We start from the raw sequence: 23038 nt of genomic DNA on the forward strand, positions 1-23038 counted from the left end.
AGGACGGATTATGTTACGCTTTTTTATCGACCGTCCGCTATTCGCGTCGGTTATTTCATTGATTATTATGATTGCAGGGATCGTGTCCATTCGTGCCCTGCCCATCGAGCAGTACCCCGATGTAGTGCCGCCGCAAGTGGTGGTAAGTGCTGTTTACCCTGGCGCGAGTGCTGATGTATTAGCTTCTTCGGTAGCGGCGCCACTCGAGCAAGAAATAAATGGCGTAGATGATATGCTGTATATGGAAACAACCAGCACCGATTCCGGTATGCTGCAAATTTCTATTTCATTCGCCATGGGCACCGACCCAGACCAAGCCACCATTAATGTGAATAACCGCGTGCAAGCAGCTACGGCACGTTTACCCCAAGCTGTGCGCGATTTAGGTGTGCGTGTTGAATCACGCTCTACCAACATACTTATGGTTGCCACCATGTTCTCGCAAGATGGCAGTATGAATCCACTGGAAATCAGTAACTATGCTTTGCTTAACGTTCTTGATGAGCTAGTGCGAGTGGATGGTGTAGGTGATGCCTCATTATTTGGGGCGCAAGATTATTCTATGCGGATTTGGACCGATCCAGCAAAGTTAGCAGAATTTGGTTTCAACCCAAGTGATGTGGCCAACGCTATTCGGGAACAAAGTGCGCAATACGCCGCAGGCCGTTTTGGTGCTGACCCTGCACCTAAAGGCAATGCCTTTACCTTAACCGCAACCACTGATACGCAACTAAGTAATCCGGAAGATTTTGCCAACGTTATTATTCGTTCTGATAGCAACGGCAATGCCATTCGCGTGGGCGATGTAGCGCGGGTTGAACTGGGTGCGCAACAATACGGCTTCTCGGCAATTTACAACAACCAAGATGCCGTGCCGATGGGAATATTCTTACAGCCTGGGGCTAATGCCTTAGAAACCGCACAAAACGTGCACAACGCCTTGGCTGAATTGGCGGAAAACTTCCCTTCCGGCTTAAACTACTACGTTCCCTATGATACTACTGAGTTTATTCAAATTTCCGTGAACGAAGTTATTGTTACACTACTAATAGCTGTTGTTTTAGTGGTGTTCGTTACCTTCTTATTCCTGCAGCATTTACGCGCTACATTAATTCCCGTGGTAGCTATTCCGGTATCGCTTATTGGTACTTTTGCCGGTATGCAAGCCATGGGCTTTTCTATCAACATGCTTACCTTGTTTGGCCTCGTGCTAGCCATTGGTATTGTGGTAGATAACGCCATTATCGTCATGGAAAACGTAGAGCGCTTAATTCAAGAAAAGGGTATGAAAGCGAAAGAAGCATCGATTGAAACCATGAAACAGGTTTCTGGTGCGGTAGTATCTTCTACCTTAGTACTCGTAGCGGTATTTGCCCCTGTTGCGTTCTTAGGTGGCTTAAGTGGCGAACTATATAAGCAATTTGCCGTTACTATTGCGGTATCGGTGGTGGTTTCTGGCGTGGTAGCTCTTACGCTTACTCCCGCAATGTGTGCATTACTGCTCGATAAACAAAGCCACAAAGTAGCTAAACCCTTTGCCCTCTTTAATGCTGGTTTTGATAAGCTTACCAATGGCTTCGTGAATACCGTGGCATGGCTAATTCGCCGTTGGGTACTTGGGGTTGCACTGTTCATTGGTTTCTGTGTTATTACTGTAGTGCTTATGCTACGCATGCCATCTAGCCTAGTTCCCGGTGAAGACCAAGGGGTTGCTTTAGCTGTAGCCCAGCTTCCGGCAACCGCCTCGTTAGAGCGCACTGAAGAGTTCCGTAACGAACTTTCTTATCGCATTCGGGAAATGGAAGGGGTAGATGATTTCATTACCTTCGCTGGCTTTGACATCATTGCTAGTTCGCTACGTACTAACGCGTTGGCGGGCTTTATTAACCTTTCTGATTGGAGCGAACGAACAGCCCCAGGCTTAAGTGCGCAAGAAATCGCCCAGCAAGTCATGGGCATGGGCTTTGGCATGCAAGAAGCAAATGTGTTTGTATTTGTGCCACCTCCCATTCAAGGGCTCTCGCTTACCGGTGGCGTGGAAGGTTACATGCAGTTGCGGGGAGATATCGATCCGCAAGAACTGAATGCTATTGCGCAAAAAGTGGTCGCTGCGGCAAACCAACGGCCAGAGCTAGTAGGCGTTCGTAGCACCTTAGAGAGCAATATTCCTCGCTATATGATTCACGTAGATCGCGAAAAAGCGAAAGCCATTGGCGTGCAATTGAATGATTTATTTAGCACCATGCAAGCCACCTTTGGCTCTACCTACATAAATGATTTCACTTACCAAGGCCGGTTATGGCAGGTGAACTTGCAAGCTGAAGGGGAATACCGCGTTGCGCCAGAAAACCTACGTGATGTGTTCGTTCGCTCTAGCCATGGTGAAATGGTGCCGTTAAGCACCTTAGTTACTGCCGAACGTGTATCGGGCGCCGATATTCTGAACCGTTTTAACTTATATGCAGCAGCAAAAATCATGGGTGATCCTGCTCCGGGCTACACCACTGGCCAAGCGAAAGATGCGCTTGATGCGGTAATTCAAGAACTGCGCAGCGAAGCCAATATTCAAATGGGCTGGGTGGGTGAAGCCTATCAGCTGGATGCTGCTTCTGGTGCTGCCGGAACCGCCTTTGGTTTAGGTTTGTTAATGGTAATTTTAATCCTCATTGCCCAGTATGAGCGCCTTACCCTTCCCTTCGCAGTAGTCACTGCAGTGCCCTTTGCTATTTTTGGTGCAGCCCTCTCTTCAATGTTGCGCGGCTTCCCCAACGATGTGTACTTTCAAGTTGGGCTGTTAGTACTCATTGGCTTAGCGGCAAAAAATGCCATTCTCATTGTTGAGTTCGCGGCGCAAAACCGCAAAGAAGGGATGAGTTCCACAGAAGCAGCTGTTGCCGCGGCACGCCAGCGCTTCCGGGCAATTATCATGACCGCAGCAACCTTTATAGTTGGCACGCTACCGCTAGTATTTGCAAGTGGCGCTGGCGCTGTAAGCCGACAAGAAATTGGTACTGTGGTAGTGGGCGGTATGCTTGCGGCAAGCACCCTCGCCTTGCTGTTTGTACCCCTTGGTTACAAGCTTTTAGACGATATGGCCACTTGGCGGAAAAACCGTAATCAAGCTAATGCAGAGGAGAGCGCCTAATGAAACCATTTATCTTAGCTGCAATAGCCGTAAGCGTATTAAGTGCGTGTACGGTGGGGCCTGATTATCAGGCCTCGGCAACACCATTATCAGAACAGTGGCCTGAACTGGAACAAGCAGCCATTGCCACTAGTAGTGCAAATTCCGCAGAATGGCAGCAGTGGTGGCAGCAATATCAAGACCCTACACTAAACGCGCTGGTAAATCGGGCTTTGGCCGACAACCTAAATTTGCAAATACAAATTAGTCGTATTGAGCAAGCACGAGCACAACTTGGCTTACGTGAGGCTGAGCGCTGGCCAATGCTGAGTGCCCAGGCCAGCGCAGCACGGGAGCAGCAGCCTAGCTCGCTGATGCCGGCCGCACTCGGCGGCGGCAGCCCACGTAACCAGTTTGCGGTAGCGGGCGTATTAAGTTATGAAGTGGACTTGTGGGGACGCATCAGCCGTCAGCGAGAAGCGGCAAATGCTATGTTGGCGCAATCGGTATTTGGTGCTGAAGCGGTACAATTAAGCTTAATTAGCGATGTGATTAGCACCTATTTCAGCCTGCTAGCCCTAGAGCAGCAACAGGCTGCGGCAACCGCAATGCTTGCTTCCCAAGAAGAAACCTTAGCCATAGAACAATATCGCTACGAACGTGGCGCAAGTAGTGCACTAAATGTTCGCCGGGCCGAAGCCGCGGTTGCTAGTGCGCAAGCTGCCCTACCCGATTTAAACGCAGCGGTTCGTTCTGCCCGTTCAGCATTGGCATTGCTCGTGGGCTACAGCCCTGAAGAAATGCTCGGTACCATTGAATTCGCTACCAGTAATTTTAGCGCTATTAGCACACCTAGTGAGTTTCCAACTGTTACACCTTCAGAGTTATTAAAGCGGCGGCCGGATATTCGTGCTGCTGAAGCTAACTTGCAAATGGCTTCTGCACAAGTGGGCGTTGCCGTGGCACAACGTTTTCCAAGCCTGAATCTATCTGGGTTAGTGGGGAGTGCAGCTAGTGATAGCAGTGATCTGTTTGGATCAGGTAGCGATATTTGGAGCATTGGTGCCGATTTAGCGGGTCCGATTTTTGATTTTGGCCGCCGGAAAAATGTAGTTTTAGCTGCTGAGGCAGCACTACAGGAAGCCGAATTAAGCTACCAGCAAGCAATAGTTGCAGCCGTTCGTGATGCGAGCGATGCGCTTTATTTGCTGAGCATTTCCGATCAACGCTTAAATGCGGCACAGCAGCAATATCAAGCTATTACGAACACTGTAACGGTTGCTGAACGGCAATATGATCAAGGGGCCATAGGCCTATTTGAATTACTGGAAAGCCAGCGTGCATTGCTTACTGCCGAAATGACATTAAGTGATGCTAAAAGCCAACAGCTTACCGCTCGTACCAACCTGTTTAAAGCATTAGGTGGTGGCTGGTAAGGCCAACCATAGGCGCACGCGAATCGGTCCTGAGCTGATTCGCGTGAGCTTACTCTTCACCTCTTCAGTGATTTCCGCTGCAACTTGCTGATAAACATGGAGTGATTTATCAGTAATCGCTACTGATAGTTTTATGTCGATTTCTAACGCGTTAGGTAAATAAAATAAATCAATATGATGTTCAACAACTGGCATCTTTTCGGATGTTGCTTCGCCGTGGGTTAAACGCTCAGCCAAAATGGCAGTGGTAATTGCTTGCGCCACCACCGGAGCAATTTGCGCGCGAATAGGCCAGCTTAACAACAACTGGTGCTCGGCATCATTACAAACATCAATGTGATAAATAACGTAACGTAAATCAGCGATGTTATTCAGCAACACCTGCCGAACTTGTTCACCAATGAAATGCCCTTCTGCCGCGCTTGTGTGCGGCCGCACACGAATATGGATTTCCAGTAAGGTTGCACCGCCACTACCCCGCGTTTTTAAGCTGTGAACGCTTTGCACGCCTTCAACCTGCAATGCCAACTCACGAATATGTTTCTCTTGCGCTGGTGGCACTGCGGTATCAACTAATTCAGTAATACTATTGAGTAACATGGAAAGCGCAATTTTGCCGATGACCAGTGCAACCACGATAGCGGCAAGTGCATCTAACCACCAATAACCGGCCATAGCGCCAAGAATAGCCAGCAATACCACAATCGACGACCAACCATCGCTACGGTGATGCCAAGCATTGGCAATCAATAATTGCGAATTTACTTGCTTACCAACTTTTAGCGTGTACCAATACAACCACTCATTCACTATGATCGATATAGCAGCCGCTATAGCGGTAATCAATGCAGGAGAATGCAACGGCTCACCTAACCACAGTGCTTGGCTGCTCTGCCATGTCATGCTTGCGGCAACGAGGGCAAGAATAAGTGCGAGTAATATAGTGGCGATGGTTTCAAATCGCCGGTGCCCCCATGGGTGCTGTCGATCAGGTTGTTTTTGCGCGGCGCCAAAAACAAGCCACACCATCACATCGGAAAGAACATCCGAAAGCGAGTGGAAACCATCTGCTACTAATGCCGCCGAACCACCAAGGTTACCCGTAATAATTTTCAATACACTAAGGCCGGTATTAGTAAGCGCACCCACTAAACTAACCCGTTTACCGGCTTTACTGCGAGTTTCATCATGCTCTTTTGTGTTCTGGCTTTTGTGGCTATGGTGCTGCGATGAACGCATTGCAAACCCTCTGAATAAATTAGCTGCATTGAATAATAGCGCAAAAACGGGCATACTATGGGCCGAATTTTAGCGGCTTTCGTATGTGCTTTACACTCGCGAAGCATCGTTGTTTCGCCGCATTGCAGTACACTAATGTATCTGTGTTCTAACCTATAGGAATTACAATGTCTAACGATAAATCAACGATTATCTATACCGAAACTGATGAAGCGCCACGCCTCGCTACGTATTCATTATTGCCGATTATTCAAGCATTTACCAAAGCCGCCGGTATTTCCGTTGAAACCCGTGATATCTCTCTTGCTGGTCGGATTATTGCGAACTTCCCAGAATACCTAAAAGAAGAGCAGCGCATTAATGATGCATTAACCGAGCTTGGTGAAATCGCCAAAACACCAGCCGCTAACATTATTAAGTTACCTAATATTAGTGCATCTATTCCACAACTTGTAGCAGCAATCAAAGAATTGCAATCGCAAGGTTATGCGCTACCAGATTATCCATTTGAGCCACAGAACGATGAACAACGTGATGTGAAATCTCGCTACGATAAAATCAAAGGCAGTGCTGTGAACCCAGTATTACGCGAAGGTAACTCTGATCGTCGCGCTCCTGCTGCAGTTAAGAATTACGCTAAGAAACATCCACACCGTATGGGCGCTTGGAGTAAAGATTCGCAAACTCACGTAGCGCACATGGAAGATGGTGATTTCTACTCAAGTGAGCAGTCTACTACATTCGAAAACGCAGATAGCTTAAAGATTGTTTTAAAAACGAATAACGGTGAAGAAGCTATATTGAAAGATGCTGTTGCGGTTCAAGCTGGTGAAGTAGTAGATGCAGCTACAATGAACGCTGCGAAACTACAAGCATTTTACGCCAAGCAAACGGCTGCTGCAAAAGCAGAGAATGTGCTGCTTTCGTTGCATTTGAAAGCAACCATGATGAAAGTGTCAGATCCGATTTTGTTTGGCCATGCAGTGAAAGTTTATTTTGCTGATGTGTTTGCTAAACATGGCGATACCTTGAAAGAAATTGGCGTTGATTTAACCAATGGTTTTGGTGATGTAGTAGCAAAGGTAGCTGAGCTACCGGCTAAAAAGCGTGCTGAGATCGAAGCGGATATCGCTGCAGTTTACGAAAAGCAGCCTGAGCTAGCGATGGTGAACTCTGATAAAGGCATCACTAACCTGCACGTACCAAGCGATATTATTATTGATGCATCAATGCCAGCAATGATTCGTGATGGCGGTAAAATGTGGGATCGTGCCGGTAAGCAAGCTGATACTAAAGCAATGATTCCAGATCGCAGTTACGCCGGTGTATATCAAGAAACTATCTCTTTCTGTAAAGAGAACGGCGCATTCGATCCAGCCACTATGGGCACAGTTCCAAACGTGGGCCTAATGGCACAAAAAGCGGAAGAATACGGTTCGCACGATAAAACCTTTGAAATTTCAGCTGCAGGTACAGTGCAAGTAACCAATAGCGCTGGCGAAATCGTGTTTTCCCACACGGTAGAGAAAGGCGATATTTGGCGCATGTGCCAAGTGAAAGATGCACCGATTCAAGATTGGGTGAAACTTGCAGTAAATCGCTCGAAGCAAAGTGGCATGCCGGCAATCTTCTGGCTTGATAGCAACCGTGCCCATGATCGTGAATTGATTGCTAAGGTAGATACCTACCTACAAGACCATGATACCAATGGCCTTGAGATCAACATCATGACACCAGTAGAAGCAACTCGTTACTCATTACAGCGCATGAAAGAAGGCAAAGACACTATTTCAGTTACCGGTAACGTATTACGTGATTACCTTACTGATTTGTTCCCAATTTTAGAACTTAACACCAGTGCTAAAATGCTCTCTATTGTGCCATTAATGAACGGTGGCGGATTATTTGAAACTGGCGCTGGTGGTTCTGCACCGAAACATGTACAGCAGTTTGTAGAAGAAAATCACCTACGCTGGGATTCTCTTGGTGAGTTCTTAGCATTAGCAGCGTCGCTAGAGCATTTAAGCCAAGTAACCGGTAATGCCCGCGCCCAAGTGTTAGCTGATACATTGGATCAAGCCACGGCTAAATTTTTAGAAACCAATAAATCACCTTCTCGTAAAGCGGGTGAAATTGATAACCGTGGTAGCCACTTCTACTTAGCTATGTACTGGGCTGAGGCATTAGCCGCGCAGACCAGTGATAGTGAGTTACAACAGCGCTTTAGCAAACTTGCCGAAGCATTGAACAGCAATGAAGATGCCATTATGCAGAACCTTAATGATGTGCAAGGCGTTGCCGTAGAAATCGATGGTTACTACCAGCCAAACGCTGATTTAGTAAGCCGCGCAATGCGCCCAAGCAGCATTTTGAATGATGTTCTTGCCAGCTTGTAATCGGTTTCGCAAAAGTTAGCGTAACAATAGGCTCTTCGGAGCCTATTTTTTTGCCTGCACGCTAATGCGAGCTAAGCTTAATATTTTTACTCGGCATGTTCATACGAGATGTTCGTATTTATATTAGCGGCAATAACAGCCACCAATTATGTGAGGAACAATGCAAATTCGAGCTGAATTTCAGAAACGCGAAGTAGTATTTGCTAACAAGTATACTTATGTTCCCTCCCCGCTACCCGGTGTATCGCGCATGATGCTCGATCGTATGGGCGATGAAGTTGCTCGCGCTACTAGTATCGTAAAGTACGCCGCTGGTGCGGGTTATAGCGCGCATACCCATGGCGGTGGCGAAGAAATTTTTGTACTCGATGGTGTGTTTTCTGATGAACATGGTGATTACCCAGCCGGCACCTACTTACGCAATCCACCGGGAACCTCGCATACCCCGTTTAGCAAAGACGGCTGCACTATTTTAGTGAAGCTATGGCAATTTGCTGCAGGTGATACCGAGCAGCTTACTATTGATACTAATCAATCCACTTGGCGGCCCGGATTAGTGCCGGGCCTATCGGTACTGCCTTTGCACGAACATGATGGCATTAGTACCGCTCTAGTGCGTTGGGCTCCGAACACCCAATTCCAATCCCACATGCATCCGGGTGGGGAAGAGATTTTAGTTTTACAGGGATTATTTCGTGACGAATATGGCGAATACCCTGCGGGTTCCTGGCTGCGTAATCCGCGCTGGAGCAAGCATACACCCTTCACTGGTGCTGAGGGTGCCCTTATCTATGTGAAAGTAGGGCATCTCGGTGCCGATTTTTTACCGTTACCTGCGTATTAACCTAAAGTCGAATTCCAATTTTCTCACGTGAGCGTACATTGAGGTATACGCAGTACCTATATGCGTATATGTCTATGGACTGAAACAGCATAACGTTGGCGGGGAAATACTATGAATTATCGGCAAATCCATCAGTTATCGATAACCAAGCCGGAACACTTTTGGGCCGAACAAGCCGCAAAACTAGCGTGGTTTAAGCAACCTACGCAAATACTTAGTAACAATCCATCACAACCAAGCGGTTATGAATGGTTTGCCGATGGTGAATTAAATATCAGCTACCTTGCCCTTGATTTCCATCTTGAACAAGGCCGCGGCAACCAAGTGGCGTTGTATTATGATTCACCTGTTACCGGCAATAAATATAGTTACACCTATGCTGAACTGCACCGCGAGGTAGCACACTTTGCTGGTGTGCTGCGCGCACAAGGTATTGAACAAGGTGATCGGGTGGTGATTTATATGCCCATGATTCCTGAAGCGGCCATCGCCATGCTCGCTGTTGCTCGGTTAGGCGCAATTCACTCGGTTGTGTTTGGTGGTTTTGCCGCCCACGAGCTAGCCGTTCGGATTAATGATGCGCAGCCCAAATTAGTAATCTCCGCTTCTCATGGCATTGAGCCGCACCGATTAATTCCTTACAAGCCCCTGTTAGATCGAGCGATTGCTGAAGCGGATTATAAACCTCTCGGTACCATTATTTACCAGCGCAATAATGTTCCAGAAAACAAACAAGTAAGCTGCCAAATGCTAGCTGGCTACGATCTCGATTGGCAAACCGCCATGGCTACTGCCGAGCCAGCTGCAGCCATTCCTGTGCCCAGCAACCATCCGCTCTACATTCTTTACACCTCAGGTACCACTGGCAAACCAAAAGGCGTGGTGCGTGATACAGGGGGCTATGCAACTGCCCTGCACTTCAGCATGCAAGCGATCTATAACTTAACCGCTGGCGATGTAATGTTTTCAGCCTCAGACGTAGGTTGGGTAGTAGGCCACTCCTATATTGTATATGGGCCCCTTTTGGCCGGATGTAGCACCATAATGTATGAGGGCAAGCCAGTATTTACTCCAGACGCAGGAGCGTTCTGGCGGATTTGTGATGAGTATAACGTTAAAGTTATTTTTGCCGCGCCCACCGCATTTCGCGCTATTCGTAAAGAAGATCCTCACGCTGAATTTCTACAACAGTATGATATCAGTAGCGTTGAAACCATTTTCATGGCTGGTGAACGCCTCGATCCGGCAACCTTTGCATGGGCTTGCGAAAAAACCGGGAAACCAGTGGTTGATCACTGGTGGCAAACTGAATCGGGTTGGCCAATTTGTGCCAGCCCTGTAGGTATAGAGAAACTCGCCGTAAAAGCCGGTTCTTCTTCATTACCGGTGCCGGGCTACAAGGTTGTGGTGTTAGACGAGGCTGGTGACCCTATCGCCACCAACGACCAAGGCAATATTGCCATTCAGTTGCCGTTGCCGCCCGGTTGCTTTACTAACGTTTGGGGAAATCCAGAACGTTTCCACACCAGCTACCTACAGCAATTTCCAGGCTATTACGCGAGTGGTGATGGCGGCTATATTGATGAAGAGGGTTATGTATTCATTATGGGCCGTACGGATGATGTGATTAATGTGGCCGGGCACCGCTTATCTACCGGCGAAATGGAAGAAGTGTTAGCCAACCACCCTGCAGTTGCTGAATGCTGCGTTGTGGGCGCTCATGATAGCCTAAAAGGGCAACAACCCATTGGCTTAGTAGTAATAAAAAATGGCGTTGATTTGAGTGCCACTGAACTGGAAAAAGAGTTGGTTGCATTGGTGCGAGAGGAAATTGGGGCGCTGGCCTGCTTTAAAGTTGCCGTTACCGTGAAGCGGTTACCGAAAACGCGCTCTGGCAAGATACTTCGCAATGTAGTGCGCAATATCGCCGATGGCAAAGAATATGTTGTACCCTCTACGATTGATGATCCAGAGAGTGTAACCGAAATTGAGCACGCACTAGCGCGCTTAACTAATGGCTTGAATACTTAAACGCCAGATACTAAAAAGGGTAGCCATTTGGCTACCCTTTATAATTCTCTACGCTAGTGCTTACCGCAGTAAGCTCAACATCAGATAGCTTATAAAGCTACGATGTTTTCAGCTTGAGGACCTTTCTGGCCTTGAGTAACGGTAAAAGAAACTTTTTGGCCTTCAGCCAAAGTTTTGAAACCGTTGCCAGAGATCGCGCTGAAATGAGCGAATACATCTGGACCGCCTTCGCGCTCGATGAAACCAAAACCTTTAGTTTCGTTAAACCACTTTACGGTACCAGTAACTGTATTAGACATAATAATTTCCTGAAATTTTAAATGTTAAATGTGCACCCCTGCCGAAATTGGCATGGTTGGTGCGGTCATGCGGGAAAAATAAACTAAAACTTAAGAACTACAGGACGAAGATTATGGTAATACGACGAATTGGAGTGTTAAATTGTATCTTTCATGCATTGATGACTATTATACAGTAAATGCACGAAAAAGATACCGAAACTTTCAACCACAGCGAAATATCTTGCTCCCCACGCTAACCTTAAGAAGAAGTAGAGAGCCTTATGAAAAAAATAAACATCCTTTGCTTAAGTATCGCCATGGCTACAGGCCTTGCGGTAACCACTGCAAACGCCTCTGTACCCAGTATTTCCGCACTCACAAACTCCGCCAGCGCTGCGATTACTAGTACCGCAGAGCAAGAGCAAACTCTCCTTTCCGCTGAGTTAATATGGCAACTCAAACGTGTTGGCGCTCCCGTAATAAGCCCGGATGGCAAGCACATTGTGGTACCTGTTAGCGAATATGATATAGAAACAGATCTTGGCAGCACGCAACTGTGGCTTTTCAGTGCCGATGGCAAACAGCAACGCCCGTTAACTGCCGCAGGTATGCGTGCTAGCAGCCCTGTGTTTTCTAGAGATAGCAAACAGCTTGCTTTTATCAGCCAGCGCGACAAAGACGATGCCGGCCAAGTATATGTTCTGCCAATGGATGGGCCAGGCGAAGCAGTTGGCATCACTAGTGTGCCAACCGGTGTAGGTAACCTGCTCTGGGCCGGCAATCATATCTACTTTACCAGCAGCGTATGGCCAGCCAAGAGCTGGGAAAACATGAAAGCCCAGCAGAGTGCGAACAAAGCCAGCCATGTTTCCGCCATGCAGTGGCGCGAAATGCCCTATGCATCCTTTGATCGCTATCTCGATGAAGCACGTGAAACTCACGTATTTCGTGTAGCTGCAAGCGGTGGTGATATAGAACGTATTACGGAAAAATTTGGCATGGCTCTAGCTAGTAACTTCGATGTATCGCCTGATGGCCGCTATATCGCTTTTACCGCAAACTCAGAAACAGAATCAGTGGTGCCAAATATTGATTTATTCCTAGCACGAATTGGTAGCGATACGGCAGATAACCTTACTGAAGGTAATAAAGCGCCTGATGCGAACCCGCAATTTAGCCCCGATGGCAAAACATTGGCTTACACCCGCCAACGCATTCAAGGCTTCTATGCTGATCAAACCAACCTTGTGTTAGTTGATTTAAGTAACCGTAGCGAACGTGAAATCACCAGTGATTTCGATCGCTCGATTGGTGGCTATGTTTGGATGCCAAATGGCCGTGGTTTTTATGCCATCATTGATGATGCTGGCACCTCGCGAGTTTACTCAATTAATGCTCGCAATGGCCGTGCGCAAGCACTTACCGGTGCAACTAACCATGGCAATATCAGCGTTAGCAACAACGGTACACTGGTAGGCACCAACGAGAGCTTTATGTACCCTGCGCGCTTAGTAACTATCAACACGCGGAACGGCAATACCACTCGTTTAGATAGCTTTAACGATGAAATGCTTGCCAATGTTGATCTCGGTAGCTACGAATCAGTAACCTACCAAGGCCACAACGGCGCAGATATTCAAATGTGGGTGCACTATCCACCCGGTTTCGATAGCAGTAAGCAATACCCATTGTTTTTGCTAATTCACGGCGGCCCGCATAGTGCGATCACCGATGGGTTCCATTACCGTTGGAACGCGCAAACCTTCTCCTCTTGGGGGTATGTTACCGCATGGCATAACTTCCATGGTTCTAGTGGGTTCGGCCAAGATTTCACTGATTATATCAACCCCGATTGGGTAACTGCACCCTACGCAGATACCATCGCCGCTGCTGAGTGGTTTATGGAGAAAAATTGGATTGATAATGAGCGCATGGTAGCTGGCGGAGCTAGCTATGGTGGCTACCTCAGTTCTATTCTGTTGGGCAAACCACATCCGTTTAATGCCCTATTGATTCATGCGCCGGTATACAACATGTATTCGCAAATGTCGGCCGATTTTGCAGTACATTCGGATCGCTATGGCAGTTTTTGGGAAAACCCTGAAATCTATAAAGATATTTCACCACATTACCGTGCTGGCGATTTTAATACCCCTGCTCTAATCAGCCACGGGCAAACGGATTTGCGTGTGCCGGTAGGCCAAAGTTTTGAAATATTCCGCACCTTACAAACGAAGGGAATTGATTCACGAATGATTTACTTCCCTGATGAGAATCATTGGATTTTGAAGCCAAATAATTCCGTTTATTGGTATGGTGAAGTACGTGATTGGTTCGAAAAATATGCCGAGCCAGGCGCGCAATAATGCACGCATCCATCGTTACTTTTACGATGAATCCAGCGGTGGATACTTTCGGAGAAACCGAAAAGGTTCACAACGATAGTAAAAGCCGCTGTATCCAAAGCAGCCAAGAGCCAGGCGGTGGTGGCATAAATGTGGCCCGCAATATTACACGCATGGGCACACCGGCTGTGGCCATCTTCCCTGCTGGAGGTTTAAATGGGGAACTGTTAAAACAACTTTTGGCGCGTGATAATACGCCATTTGAAGCCATCAGCATTGCCGCAGATACACGGCAAAACCTCGCTATAACCGAACGCAGTAGCGGAAAAATGTTCCACTTTGTGTTTCCAGGACCAGCATTAACGGAAAACGAGCTCAAGCAATGCAGAAAGGCTTTGCTTGAGCGCCCTACCCAACCCGATTTTCTGGTACTAAGTGGGAGTATTGGCGAATCTGTACCCAGCAATTTCTTCGGGGATCTTACTAAGGCAGCCGCAGAAAAAGGTATTAAAGTTGCACTCGATAGCTCGGGGGCGGCGCTAACAAGTGCGCTATATTCTGGCGCTTATGTGGCTAAACTGAACCGTAAAGAGTTTTCATCGTTAGGTTATTATGAGTTTGATGATATCCCCACGTTGTTTGCCCAAATGCGCGCTTTAGTTGCCAAACACGCAGTACAAAACTTGATTGTTACACTCTCGAAAGGCGGTGCACTGCTGGTAACCGATAAGGGTGAAGAGCACGCATATATGCCACCAAAACATGAGATTGTTAGCCACGTTGGCGCGGGTGATAGTTTTATGTCGGCGTTGGTGTATCGCTTGCACGCGGGTGAACCAATGTTAAACGCCTTTCGCTACGGCGTGGCCGCTGCATCAGTAACAGTGCAAACCAAAGGTAATCAACTGTATGATTTACAGCGCCTTGAAGAGGTTTACCAGAAAACCCAGCCACTTGCCGGAAGCTAGTGGCATGCGATAGGTTAATTTTTTACACAAAAAAACGCGCTAAGCGCGTTTTTTATTACCATAGAAAGGGTTCTAATAATCTTTACTCAACACCGTACTCTTGGCCCATTAGATATGCATAAGCAATAGTAAATGCTGGCTCTTGGAAACCCTTTAACCCTGTAGAAGAGAATTCAATAGGCACAGGGTTGCGTTTCAAAATTTCCTTTTGCTTGGAGCCAGAAAGCAATTGCGTATCAACTGTATCAATCAATTGTAATGCCGCTTCCATTTTAAAGCCTATAGCACCACCAGCAAACTTACCTTTCTGCATGCGTTCTTTAATAACCAAGCAATCAATGCGGTAATCTTCAACTAATTTACGAAAGGTAAATTGAAATTTGCGTACGTTTTCAGCAACGTTATCTTTCACCAATTGAAAACGCGTTTGCCGACAATCAGGAATCTGCAACAAACCGTCATCCATATCCATCAAGCAAATAATTGCTTCATTACTTTTAATTTCAATTCCACATACACGCATGTTACTGGTTCCTTGCTGCCATAGTTGAGTTCAACATCGCAATTGTAACGCAATAACTATATCGAAATGCAACTTTTGCCCATTGCGCTTAAATATATTTGCGCTCCGCTTCACGAACCTTGCGCAAATAATTCCGCGTTTCTGCAAATGGATGGTTCCGCACTAATTGTTGATACAGCTGCTCTGGGCTTAGTGCATTGATCTGCCGAAGGGCCTGCTCACGGTCATTTGCAAAGGTTCGAAATACGTTTCCAGCTCCACCATTGTATGCCGATATTTTTGCATACCTACGGCTTTGTGGATCAATAATTCGTTGCAGATAAACACGATCCAGCAGGTATAAATATGCAGTGCCAATATCAATATTGAAATCAGCCACAAATAATTCTTCGCGAGTGGGTTCGCCACTGCGATTTTTAACACGCTCAAAAACATCTCGGCCAGCAGTTGCTGGCACAATCTGCATTAACCCGAGTGCATTGGCATGGCTCACAGCAAATGGGTTAAAAGCGCTTTCCACTTCAATTACTGCATATACCAACGATGGCGCAATGGCATATTCTCGTGCGTAGCGTAAAACTGAGTTAGAAAATTGCAATTGCCGTAAATGTAAATGATTGTCTACTAACTCGGTGCGCACAGAACTAATGAGCCTGCCATCACTGCGCCGTTGCTGAAATTGGTTAGCAATCAACGAACGTGCGTAACGTTCCGCATCGCTCTCTGTGCGAATAGGCTGATTGTTTTCATCAAGAACCTGCTCATAAAGAAATGGTTCATCACCGATACGTGGCGCTTGATCGGTGAATATATCTTCTACAGTTATGTCTTTTGGCGTAAGCAAAGTGAGAACTAAGGCACTTTGCAACATCTCTTGAGGGTTCTCTTCGGCTATTGTTTCTACCAACAAGTAGCCTTGCTCAAAATCAACAATAGCCCGGGCTAAGTAATCATTACTATATTTAACGTAGCGTTTTTCCGATGACGATTCTTCATTCTCATCACCCCACACCTCTTTAATAACAGCAGCTAAAAGCTCGAGAATTTCACGTACATTAGAGATGTTCTTAAGGCCATCAACACCTCCGTATGGATCTAATTTATCATCTAGAATAATGCGCAAATAATCTTCGGCGCCAGCGCGTTCAGCAATATTCCTCCAATCATTTGTACTCCATGAGCAACTTACTAAAGCAACAGTAACCAACACCGTTAAACTCAATTGCACTAGCCGGAACTTAACCAACCAAGCCGCCATAAATTAAATCCTATCCGCGTATTAATATTGGGCTTACAGGTGCTATTTTAGCGCGTTCTCCCCAAACAGTAATGGCAATTAAATCCCCCTTACTTGAACAGCTACACCATCGTTATCATCTTTCGATACCTCGTAGGATACCGGAACTCTAGTATCATTGGGTGTTATCAATGTGCCGGCGCAAAGCAACTCACCTGCAACGTAGTTTCTACGAATTAAGCGGCCCCCCTCAAAACGTAAATCTTTCGCGGTATCCCGAGCCAACTTTTCAATGTCAGTGTTATTGAATACCTCTTGTTCGGCAATACGCACCGGCACAGATTTACCGAGATTTAACGCATTAACAAAGGTAAGTTCATATTCCTCCTGCAATCGAGCTTGGAAACGCAGCGCACTCTCATGCAACAACTTGCTTTGGGCTGCATCACTATCGCAGGCCACCTGTTTGCTACAGGCGCTTAACAGCAAAGCAGCAGATATAGTTAATAAGGAAAGGCGAATGTGCATTGATTTTCTCCACTCAAATAATGCACGTAGTGTATATTTCTTTTCCTAAACGCAAAAGCACTTTCTGTACTTTTGGTAAAGTTAACTATTACTTTTAATCACAAACAAGGATCGCTATTATAATTGCTATTGCAGATACTTGGCAGAATCGTGCTGCCCTTACGGTGATTAAAAACGGCGCTTGCCCCCTTCAATTTCAGCAAGAATTTGCGGGTTCAGCGGTTGATAACCAAGGCTTCGATCGAGTAACACAAATACGGTGTCGTTCTCCCCCTCGGGTTTATAGCCTTGCTGCTTCAGTTCCGTTTTCTTGATTTTAAATGTACCCGTTGTTTCATGATATGAGGCGAGTTTACGCAAGCGCACAAATAAAGGTACCGCATAATCAGGGAGGCGCTTGCGCAGATTTTCATAAAAAACCTGAGGGTTAAATGGCGCATCTTGATTGAGGATCAGCGATACCATGCCAGCACGGCCATCTGCATTTGGCACTTCTACGCCGTACACTACTGCCTCAATTACATCAGCAATACTGTGAATTTGTGCTTCAACTTCTGTAGTGGCCACATTTTCTGCTTTCCAACGAAAGGTATCGCCTACGCGATCAATAAACGCAATATGCCGAAAGCCCTGGTGTTGCACAATATCCCCGGTATTAAACCAACAATCGCCTGGCTTAAACACATTGCGCATTAATTTAGCTTCACTCGCCGCCTGATTAGTATAGCCATCAAAGGGAGCCTTATTGGAAACTTCGGCCAGCAAAAGCCCTATTTCGCCTTTGCCAACTGGTTGCAAATGCCCACGTTGATCCATTACCGGTTGTTCGTTATCCACATCGAATTCCACCACAGCAAATTTCATTGGCGAAAACCCAACAGTACGCTTCAAGTTAAAGGCATTTACAAAGCCGATATTGCCTTCACTTGCCCCGTAAAGTTCACAAATTCGCGGAATACCGAAGCGTTGCTGAAAAGCATCCCATATTTCTGCGCGTAACCCATTCCCCACCACTGCCCGCACATTATGCGTAACCTCTAGCGGTGTTTCAGGCTGATTCAGCAAATAGCGACATAACTCGCCAATATAGGTGAAACAGGTAGCCTGATGATGATGAATATCCGGCCAAAACTGCGACGCACTAAATTTTTCCGCAATTGCCAAACCAGCGCCGGTAAGCACCACCGAGCTTAAGGCAATGGAAAGCGCAGTGTTGTGGTAAAACGGTAAGCAACAATACTGCACATCATTTTTACCTAAGCCGAGCGCCATGCGGCCAAACCCCAGCCCTGCTTTGTACCACCGCAGGTGGGTCATTGCAGCGGCTTTAGGTAAACCCGTTGTGCCCGAGGTAAATACATAAAAACAGTTTTCGCCAAGCTTAATATTCGCCGTTTGCGATGGGTTTTCTTGGCTTTCAGTAGCGCATAGTTCAGCTAAATTAGTATAACCTTGCGCATTTCCGCCCATAACAAAGCATTGTGGTGCACTATCCTCAGAAATTTCCCGAAGCGGTGGTTGCGCGTAGTTCACCGCCTCAACAAACTCCTCGGCGATAATAACCATGGCTGGCTGCAATACCGAAAAACTATGCCCCAATACCGCATCACGCTGCTTATAATTTACCATGCCAGCAACAGCGCCTAACTTGTTCACTGCAAAAGCACAGGCCAATTGCTCAGGGCTGTTTGTAAACATTAGTGCCACGCATTGCCCTTTCTGTAAGCCTCGCGCCTGTAACGTATGAGCAATTTGATTTACCCACGCATTAAATTCCGCATAGCTATAAGTACGATCTTCAAAGCGTAAGAATATGCGCTCGGGAAAGCGTTGCGCCGCGCGTTGCAAAAATAATCCGGTAGACCCAATTTGCTGATGCTTTGCGCGTTCTATCGCTATATTCACAGCAATAAAAGTAGGTAACCGCGGTAACACTTTTAACACCGCAATGCCGATATCTTGCCATGTGTGGCTATTATTATAATGTTTTGCCATCGCTTCGTTTCGTTGCTAGTTAGTGGTTCGGTTTGGAACGCTAGCGCACATAGAATTGCATGTAATTCACATTCGGTTTTGCCGTAATCCGCCATTTTTGCCGAATGGGATTAAAAGCGAAGCCGCGTTGCTGCTTAACTTGCATACCGTATTTCGCCAGCATTACCGCTAATTCTTTCGGTTTAATAAAGAAACGCCAATCATGTGTTCCTTTAGGTAACATTTTTAGCACATACTCAGCACCAACAATAGCCACTAAAAATGATTTTATACTGCGATCTAAAGTTGCCATTACCAGTAGGCCTTTCGGCGCCACTAAGCGCGCGCAAGTAGCCGCGAGTGCGTGTTGATCCGGCACATGCTCTATTACTTCCGTATTTAGCACTACATCAAATTGTGCATCGCTCGGCAAATCTTCTGCTAATGCATGTTTGTAGTGCACCGCTGCGTTACTTTCAGCTGCATGGGCTTTGGCAACCTGCACATTCATTTCGCTACCATCAACTCCGGTAACATCAGCTCCGAGATGCGCAAGCGGTTCACAAATTAAGCCGGCACCGCAACCAATATCCAATATACGCAACCCCGAAAATGGCTTTTCAGCAGCTAAATCGCGAGCGAAATGCTCCGCTATACCACTAATAATGGTATTAACGCGCGCTTCATTGAACTCCAGTACGCGCTTAAACTTGCCTTCCGGGTTCCACCATTCTTGTGCGAGTGCATTGAATTTTGCCAGCTCATCTGCCTGCATTTGCTCAGCGCTATCAATAAATTGTTTATTACTCTTATCGAGCATAATGCCCCCGTGTATACTTAAACCCTTGCGTTGTTAAACAAACGCTTCGTTTATATCAGTAATCTAGAACAGCGATGAACTGAACCAGATTTCCCATAATAGTTCTTAATACTGTTGTTTCATCATACGCAAACCGCTTGGAATTAGCCCATGCACCTTACTAGTAATGCCATTCTTGCCGAACACCCTGATTTTTATGTGATCAATAAACCATCGGGCATAGGCATGCATACCGAGGAAAGTGAGCTGGGTATCATTGTGCAGCTACAACAATTACTAGCCCCGAACCCAAGTGCAGCTCCCCTTTTCCCCGTTCATCGGCTCGATAAAGGTACCAGCGGTTTGCTTCTGGTAGCTCGCAATAAAGGAGCTGCTACAGCATTTGGCGCACTGTTCAGTGAACACGCGATTGATAAATACTATGTTGCCATTGCTGGCCATAAGCCGAAAAAGAAACAAGGGCTAATTCAAGGCGATATGGCGAAAAGCCGAAATGGCGGTTACAAATTATTACGAAGCATGGAGAATCCTGCTCGTACTCATTTTTTTAGCCACAACATTCCCGCCAAGAATATTGCTGGCATGCATGCACGTTTGTATATTCTTAAACCGAGCACCGGCCGAACGCATCAACTCAGAGTTGCATTGAAAAGCATTGGGGCAGCAATTTTGGGCGATACACGATACGGCGGTGAGCCTGCCGAGCGTTTAATGCTGCATGCAAGTGCATTACGCTTCCTATGGAATGGCGAGCCACAGTGCTTTGTATGTTTACCAGAGCAGAGCAACGATTTTGTGGCTATCGATTGGCAACAATTCCCACACATCCAATCACCGTGGCTCTATCATTGGCCAAAGTAAATGTGCCATCACATTCTCTTCGCCATACATACTGTTCACGCACTAAAAAAAAACGCTCACCGAAGTGAGCGTTTTTGGTAAAGAACAAAACGTGATTAATCAGCTAGATCAAAACGATCTGCATTCATCACTTTCACCCATGCTTTGGCGAAATCCTTAACAAATTTCTCTCCCGCATCATCTTGCGCATACACTTCTGCAAGTGCTCGCAATTGCGAGTTCGAACCAAACACGAGATCTACCCGAGTACCAGAGAATTTCACTGCACCGGTACTACGATCACGACCTTCAAACTCTTGTGCCGCTTCAGAGGTAGGTTTCCACTCAATCGATGTATCGGTAATTACATTGAAGAAATCGTTATTCAATGTACCTGGCTTGCTAGTAAACACGCCATGCTTACTACCACCGAAGTTCGCACCTAATGAACGCATGCCACCTACTAGCACGGTCATTTCTGGCGCTGTTAGAGTAAGTAACTGAGCCCGATCCAGCAGCAACTCTTCAGCTTCAACCGAGTAGCGCTTCTTCTGATAATTCCGGAAACCATCAGCAATTGGCTCAAGCACCTCAAACGATTCTGCATCAGTTTGCTCTGCTGTTGCATCGGTGCGGCCTGGGCTGAATGGCACATCAATTGAATAGCCGGCATCTTTTGCTGCTTTCTCAATCGCGGCGCAACCACCTAACACAATTAAATCAGCTAACGATACGCGCTTATTACCAAGTTGCGCAGAATCGAAATCTTTTTTAATACCTTCGTATGTGGCCAACACTTTTTTCAGCTGATCTGGCTGGTTCACTTCCCAGGTGTTTTGCGGTGCTAAACGAATTCGTGCACCATTTGCACCACCACGGTTATCGGAACCACGGAAAGTGGCGGCCGAAGACCATGCTGTGTACACCAATTCTTGTACACTTAAACCAGAAGCTAAAATAGTTTTCTTCAGTTCAGCAATTTCACCTTTACCAATCAGCTCGTGATCAACCTCAGGCACTGGATCTTGCCAAATTAAATCTTCTGCTGGCACTTCTGGGCCTAAGTAGCGTGATTTTGGCCCCATATCCCGATGCGTTAATTTAAACCAAGCACGCGCAAAGGCATCTTGGAACTCATCAGGGTTTTTGTAGAAATGCTCAGAAATCTTGCGATATTCTGGATCTTCGCGCATCGACATATCTGCTGTGGTCATCATAATGCCCACTTTAATCGAGGCGTCTTCTACATCCGGCGCATGATCTTTATCGGCTAACTGCTTCGCTGCCCACTGGTAAGCGCCTGCTGGGCTCTTAACAAGCTCCCAATCATAACCAAACAACACACTAAAGTAGCTGTTATCCCAGGTAATTGGCGTTGGTGTCCAAGCACCTTCAATACCACTAGTAATAGTATCGCGGCCTTTACCTTTGCCGTAGCTGTTCTTCCAGCCGAAGCCCATTTCTTCTAATGGCGCAGCCTCAGGCTCTGGGCCCAGATGCGAATCAGGTGCTGCACCATGCGCTTTGCCGAAGGTATGGCCACCGGCAGTAAGTGCTACGGTTTCATAATCATTCATCGCCATGCGCTTGAAGGTTTCCCGCACATCGCGGCCAGAACCGAGTGGATCTGGGTTGCCATCTGGGCCTTCTGGGTTCACGTAAATTAAACCCATTTGCACTGCTGCCAGTGGATCTTCCAACTCGCGATCACCGGTGTAGCGCTTGTTGCCTAACCAAGTGTCTTCGGTTCCCCAGTAGATATCTTCTTCTGGCTCATAAATATCTTCACGGCCGCCACCAAAACCAAAGGTTTTACCACCCATGGATTCAATCGCAACGTTACCTGCTAGCACAAATAAATCGGCCCACGAAAGTTTGTTGCCATATTTCTTCTTCACTGGCCATAACAAGCGGCGCGCTTTATCAAGGTTACCATTATCTGGCCAGCTGTTTAGTGGCGCAAAACGTTGGTTACCGGTACCCGCACCACCGCGGCCATCGCCCATGCGATAAGTACCGGCTACGTGCCAAGCCATGCGAATCATGAATGGGCCATAATGGCCATAATCTGCAGGCCACCAATCTTTAGAATCGGTGAGCGCTGTTTCAATATCTTGCTTCACTTCCGCAAGATTAAGTTTTTTAAATTCTTTGCGATAATTAAAATCTTCACCTAGTGGATTCGATTTCTTATCATTCTGATGCAGGATGCGCAAATTAAGCTGGTTCGGCCACCAATCTACGTTCTTCGTACCATTACCAGCCATGCGCGTGTTTGCACCGTGCAACACTGGGCATTTGCCAGTAGAATTTTGATCACTCATGCTATTCTCCTTGATTGTTGCAAGATATGTTATTGAAATAACACTACAAGGTTATTTTTCACTATTAGTTATAGCAGTGCGGATGCATCCCTACCAATCTAAAATACCGTTTGCGTTAATTTGTTTTA

Annotated in this window: 16 protein-coding genes; 8 read left to right on the plus strand and 8 right to left on the minus strand. The window is 46.6% G+C overall.

What is annotated here, in order from left to right:
- Positions 1 to 10: 10 nt before the first annotated feature.
- Together ACNA7P_RS02035 and ACNA7P_RS02040 are read left to right on the plus strand one after the other, a co-directional pair.
- On the plus strand, positions 11 to 3145 hold the full coding sequence (locus ACNA7P_RS02035) for an efflux RND transporter permease subunit (RefSeq protein ID WP_416256932.1): 3135 nt from the start codon (positions 11 to 13) through the stop codon (positions 3143 to 3145).
- A complete protein-coding gene (locus tag ACNA7P_RS02040; RefSeq protein ID WP_416256933.1) occupies positions 3145 to 4560 on the plus strand; it encodes an efflux transporter outer membrane subunit in 1416 nt (471 codons plus the stop codon). The genes ACNA7P_RS02035 and ACNA7P_RS02040 overlap by 1 nt, the downstream gene beginning before the upstream one ends.
- Here the strand turns inward: ACNA7P_RS02040 and ACNA7P_RS02045 are convergent.
- Positions 4543 to 5799 carry a cation diffusion facilitator family transporter gene (locus ACNA7P_RS02045; RefSeq protein ID WP_416256934.1) on the minus strand — a complete coding sequence of 419 codons (1257 nt, stop codon included), beginning with the start codon at positions 5797 to 5799 and terminating at the stop codon, positions 4543 to 4545. The two genes, ACNA7P_RS02040 and ACNA7P_RS02045, sit on opposite strands and share 18 nt — an antisense overlap.
- A gap of 167 nt (positions 5800 to 5966) precedes the next feature.
- On the opposite strand from ACNA7P_RS02045, the gene ACNA7P_RS02050 reads away from it, so the two are divergent.
- The 3 genes from ACNA7P_RS02050 to ACNA7P_RS02060 all read left to right on the plus strand — a co-directional run bounded on the left by ACNA7P_RS02050 (position 5967) and on the right by ACNA7P_RS02060 (position 11070).
- A complete protein-coding gene (locus tag ACNA7P_RS02050) occupies positions 5967 to 8195 on the plus strand; it encodes an NADP-dependent isocitrate dehydrogenase (RefSeq protein WP_416256935.1) in 2229 nt (742 codons plus the stop codon).
- A 160-nt stretch (positions 8196 to 8355) separates the two neighbouring features.
- Positions 8356 to 9039 carry a cupin domain-containing protein gene (locus tag ACNA7P_RS02055; protein ID WP_416256936.1) on the plus strand — a complete coding sequence of 228 codons (684 nt, stop codon included), beginning with the start codon at positions 8356 to 8358 and terminating at the stop codon, positions 9037 to 9039.
- Between the two features lie 111 nt (positions 9040 to 9150).
- Positions 9151 to 11070, plus strand: coding sequence for a propionyl-CoA synthetase (locus ACNA7P_RS02060; RefSeq protein ID WP_416256937.1), 1920 nt, complete (start codon positions 9151 to 9153; stop codon positions 11068 to 11070).
- Positions 11071 to 11159: 89 nt separating this feature from the next.
- Here the strand turns inward: ACNA7P_RS02060 and ACNA7P_RS02065 are convergent, their stop codons facing one another.
- Positions 11160 to 11369 (minus strand): cold-shock protein, encoded by a 210-nt coding sequence (locus tag ACNA7P_RS02065; RefSeq protein ID WP_416256938.1) that lies wholly within the window; start codon positions 11367 to 11369, stop codon positions 11160 to 11162.
- Positions 11370 to 11632: 263 nt separating this feature from the next.
- Between ACNA7P_RS02065 and ACNA7P_RS02070 the strand changes: the two genes are divergently transcribed.
- A complete protein-coding gene (locus ACNA7P_RS02070) occupies positions 11633 to 13717 on the plus strand; it encodes a prolyl oligopeptidase family serine peptidase (protein WP_416256939.1) in 2085 nt (694 codons plus the stop codon).
- On the plus strand, positions 13717 to 14664 hold the full coding sequence (locus tag ACNA7P_RS02075; protein WP_416256940.1) for a 1-phosphofructokinase family hexose kinase: 948 nt from the start codon (positions 13717 to 13719) through the stop codon (positions 14662 to 14664). The genes ACNA7P_RS02070 and ACNA7P_RS02075 overlap by 1 nt, the downstream gene beginning before the upstream one ends.
- Before the next feature lie 82 nt (positions 14665 to 14746).
- Here the strand turns inward: ACNA7P_RS02075 and ACNA7P_RS02080 are convergent, their stop codons facing one another.
- The 5 genes from ACNA7P_RS02080 to ubiG form a co-directional block, all read right to left on the minus strand.
- Positions 14747 to 15187: a DUF3010 family protein gene (locus ACNA7P_RS02080; protein WP_416256941.1), complete on the minus strand. Its 441-nt coding sequence runs from the start codon at positions 15185 to 15187 to the stop codon at positions 14747 to 14749.
- Positions 15188 to 15275: 88 nt separating this feature from the next.
- Positions 15276 to 16445, minus strand: coding sequence for a murein transglycosylase domain-containing protein (locus ACNA7P_RS02085; protein WP_416256942.1), 1170 nt, complete (start codon positions 16443 to 16445; stop codon positions 15276 to 15278).
- A gap of 78 nt (positions 16446 to 16523) precedes the next feature.
- Positions 16524 to 16952: a hypothetical protein gene (locus ACNA7P_RS02090; protein WP_416256943.1), complete on the minus strand. Its 429-nt coding sequence runs from the start codon at positions 16950 to 16952 to the stop codon at positions 16524 to 16526.
- Between the two features lie 168 nt (positions 16953 to 17120).
- Entirely contained in the window at positions 17121 to 18947 is a 1827-nt protein-coding gene (locus ACNA7P_RS02095; protein ID WP_416256944.1) for a long-chain-acyl-CoA synthetase, read from the minus strand.
- 40 nt (positions 18948 to 18987) lie between these two features.
- Entirely contained in the window at positions 18988 to 19746 is a 759-nt protein-coding gene (gene ubiG, locus ACNA7P_RS02100; RefSeq protein ID WP_416256945.1) for a bifunctional 2-polyprenyl-6-hydroxyphenol methylase/3-demethylubiquinol 3-O-methyltransferase UbiG, read from the minus strand.
- A gap of 150 nt (positions 19747 to 19896) precedes the next feature.
- Between ubiG and ACNA7P_RS02105 the strand changes: the two genes are divergently transcribed.
- Complete coding sequence (locus ACNA7P_RS02105; RefSeq protein ID WP_416256946.1) at positions 19897 to 20607, plus strand: pseudouridine synthase; 711 nt, start codon at positions 19897 to 19899, stop codon at positions 20605 to 20607.
- 95 nt (positions 20608 to 20702) lie between these two features.
- Here the strand turns inward: ACNA7P_RS02105 and katG are convergent, their stop codons facing one another.
- Positions 20703 to 22910, minus strand: a complete 2208-nt coding sequence (gene katG, locus ACNA7P_RS02110) for a catalase/peroxidase HPI (RefSeq protein WP_416256947.1) — start codon at positions 22908 to 22910, stop codon at positions 20703 to 20705.
- Positions 22911 to 23038 lie beyond the last annotated feature (128 nt).

Origin of the sequence: Aliidiomarina sp. (assembly GCF_047920995.1) — a bacterium.
Taxonomy (GTDB): domain Bacteria; phylum Pseudomonadota; class Gammaproteobacteria; order Enterobacterales; family Alteromonadaceae; genus Aliidiomarina.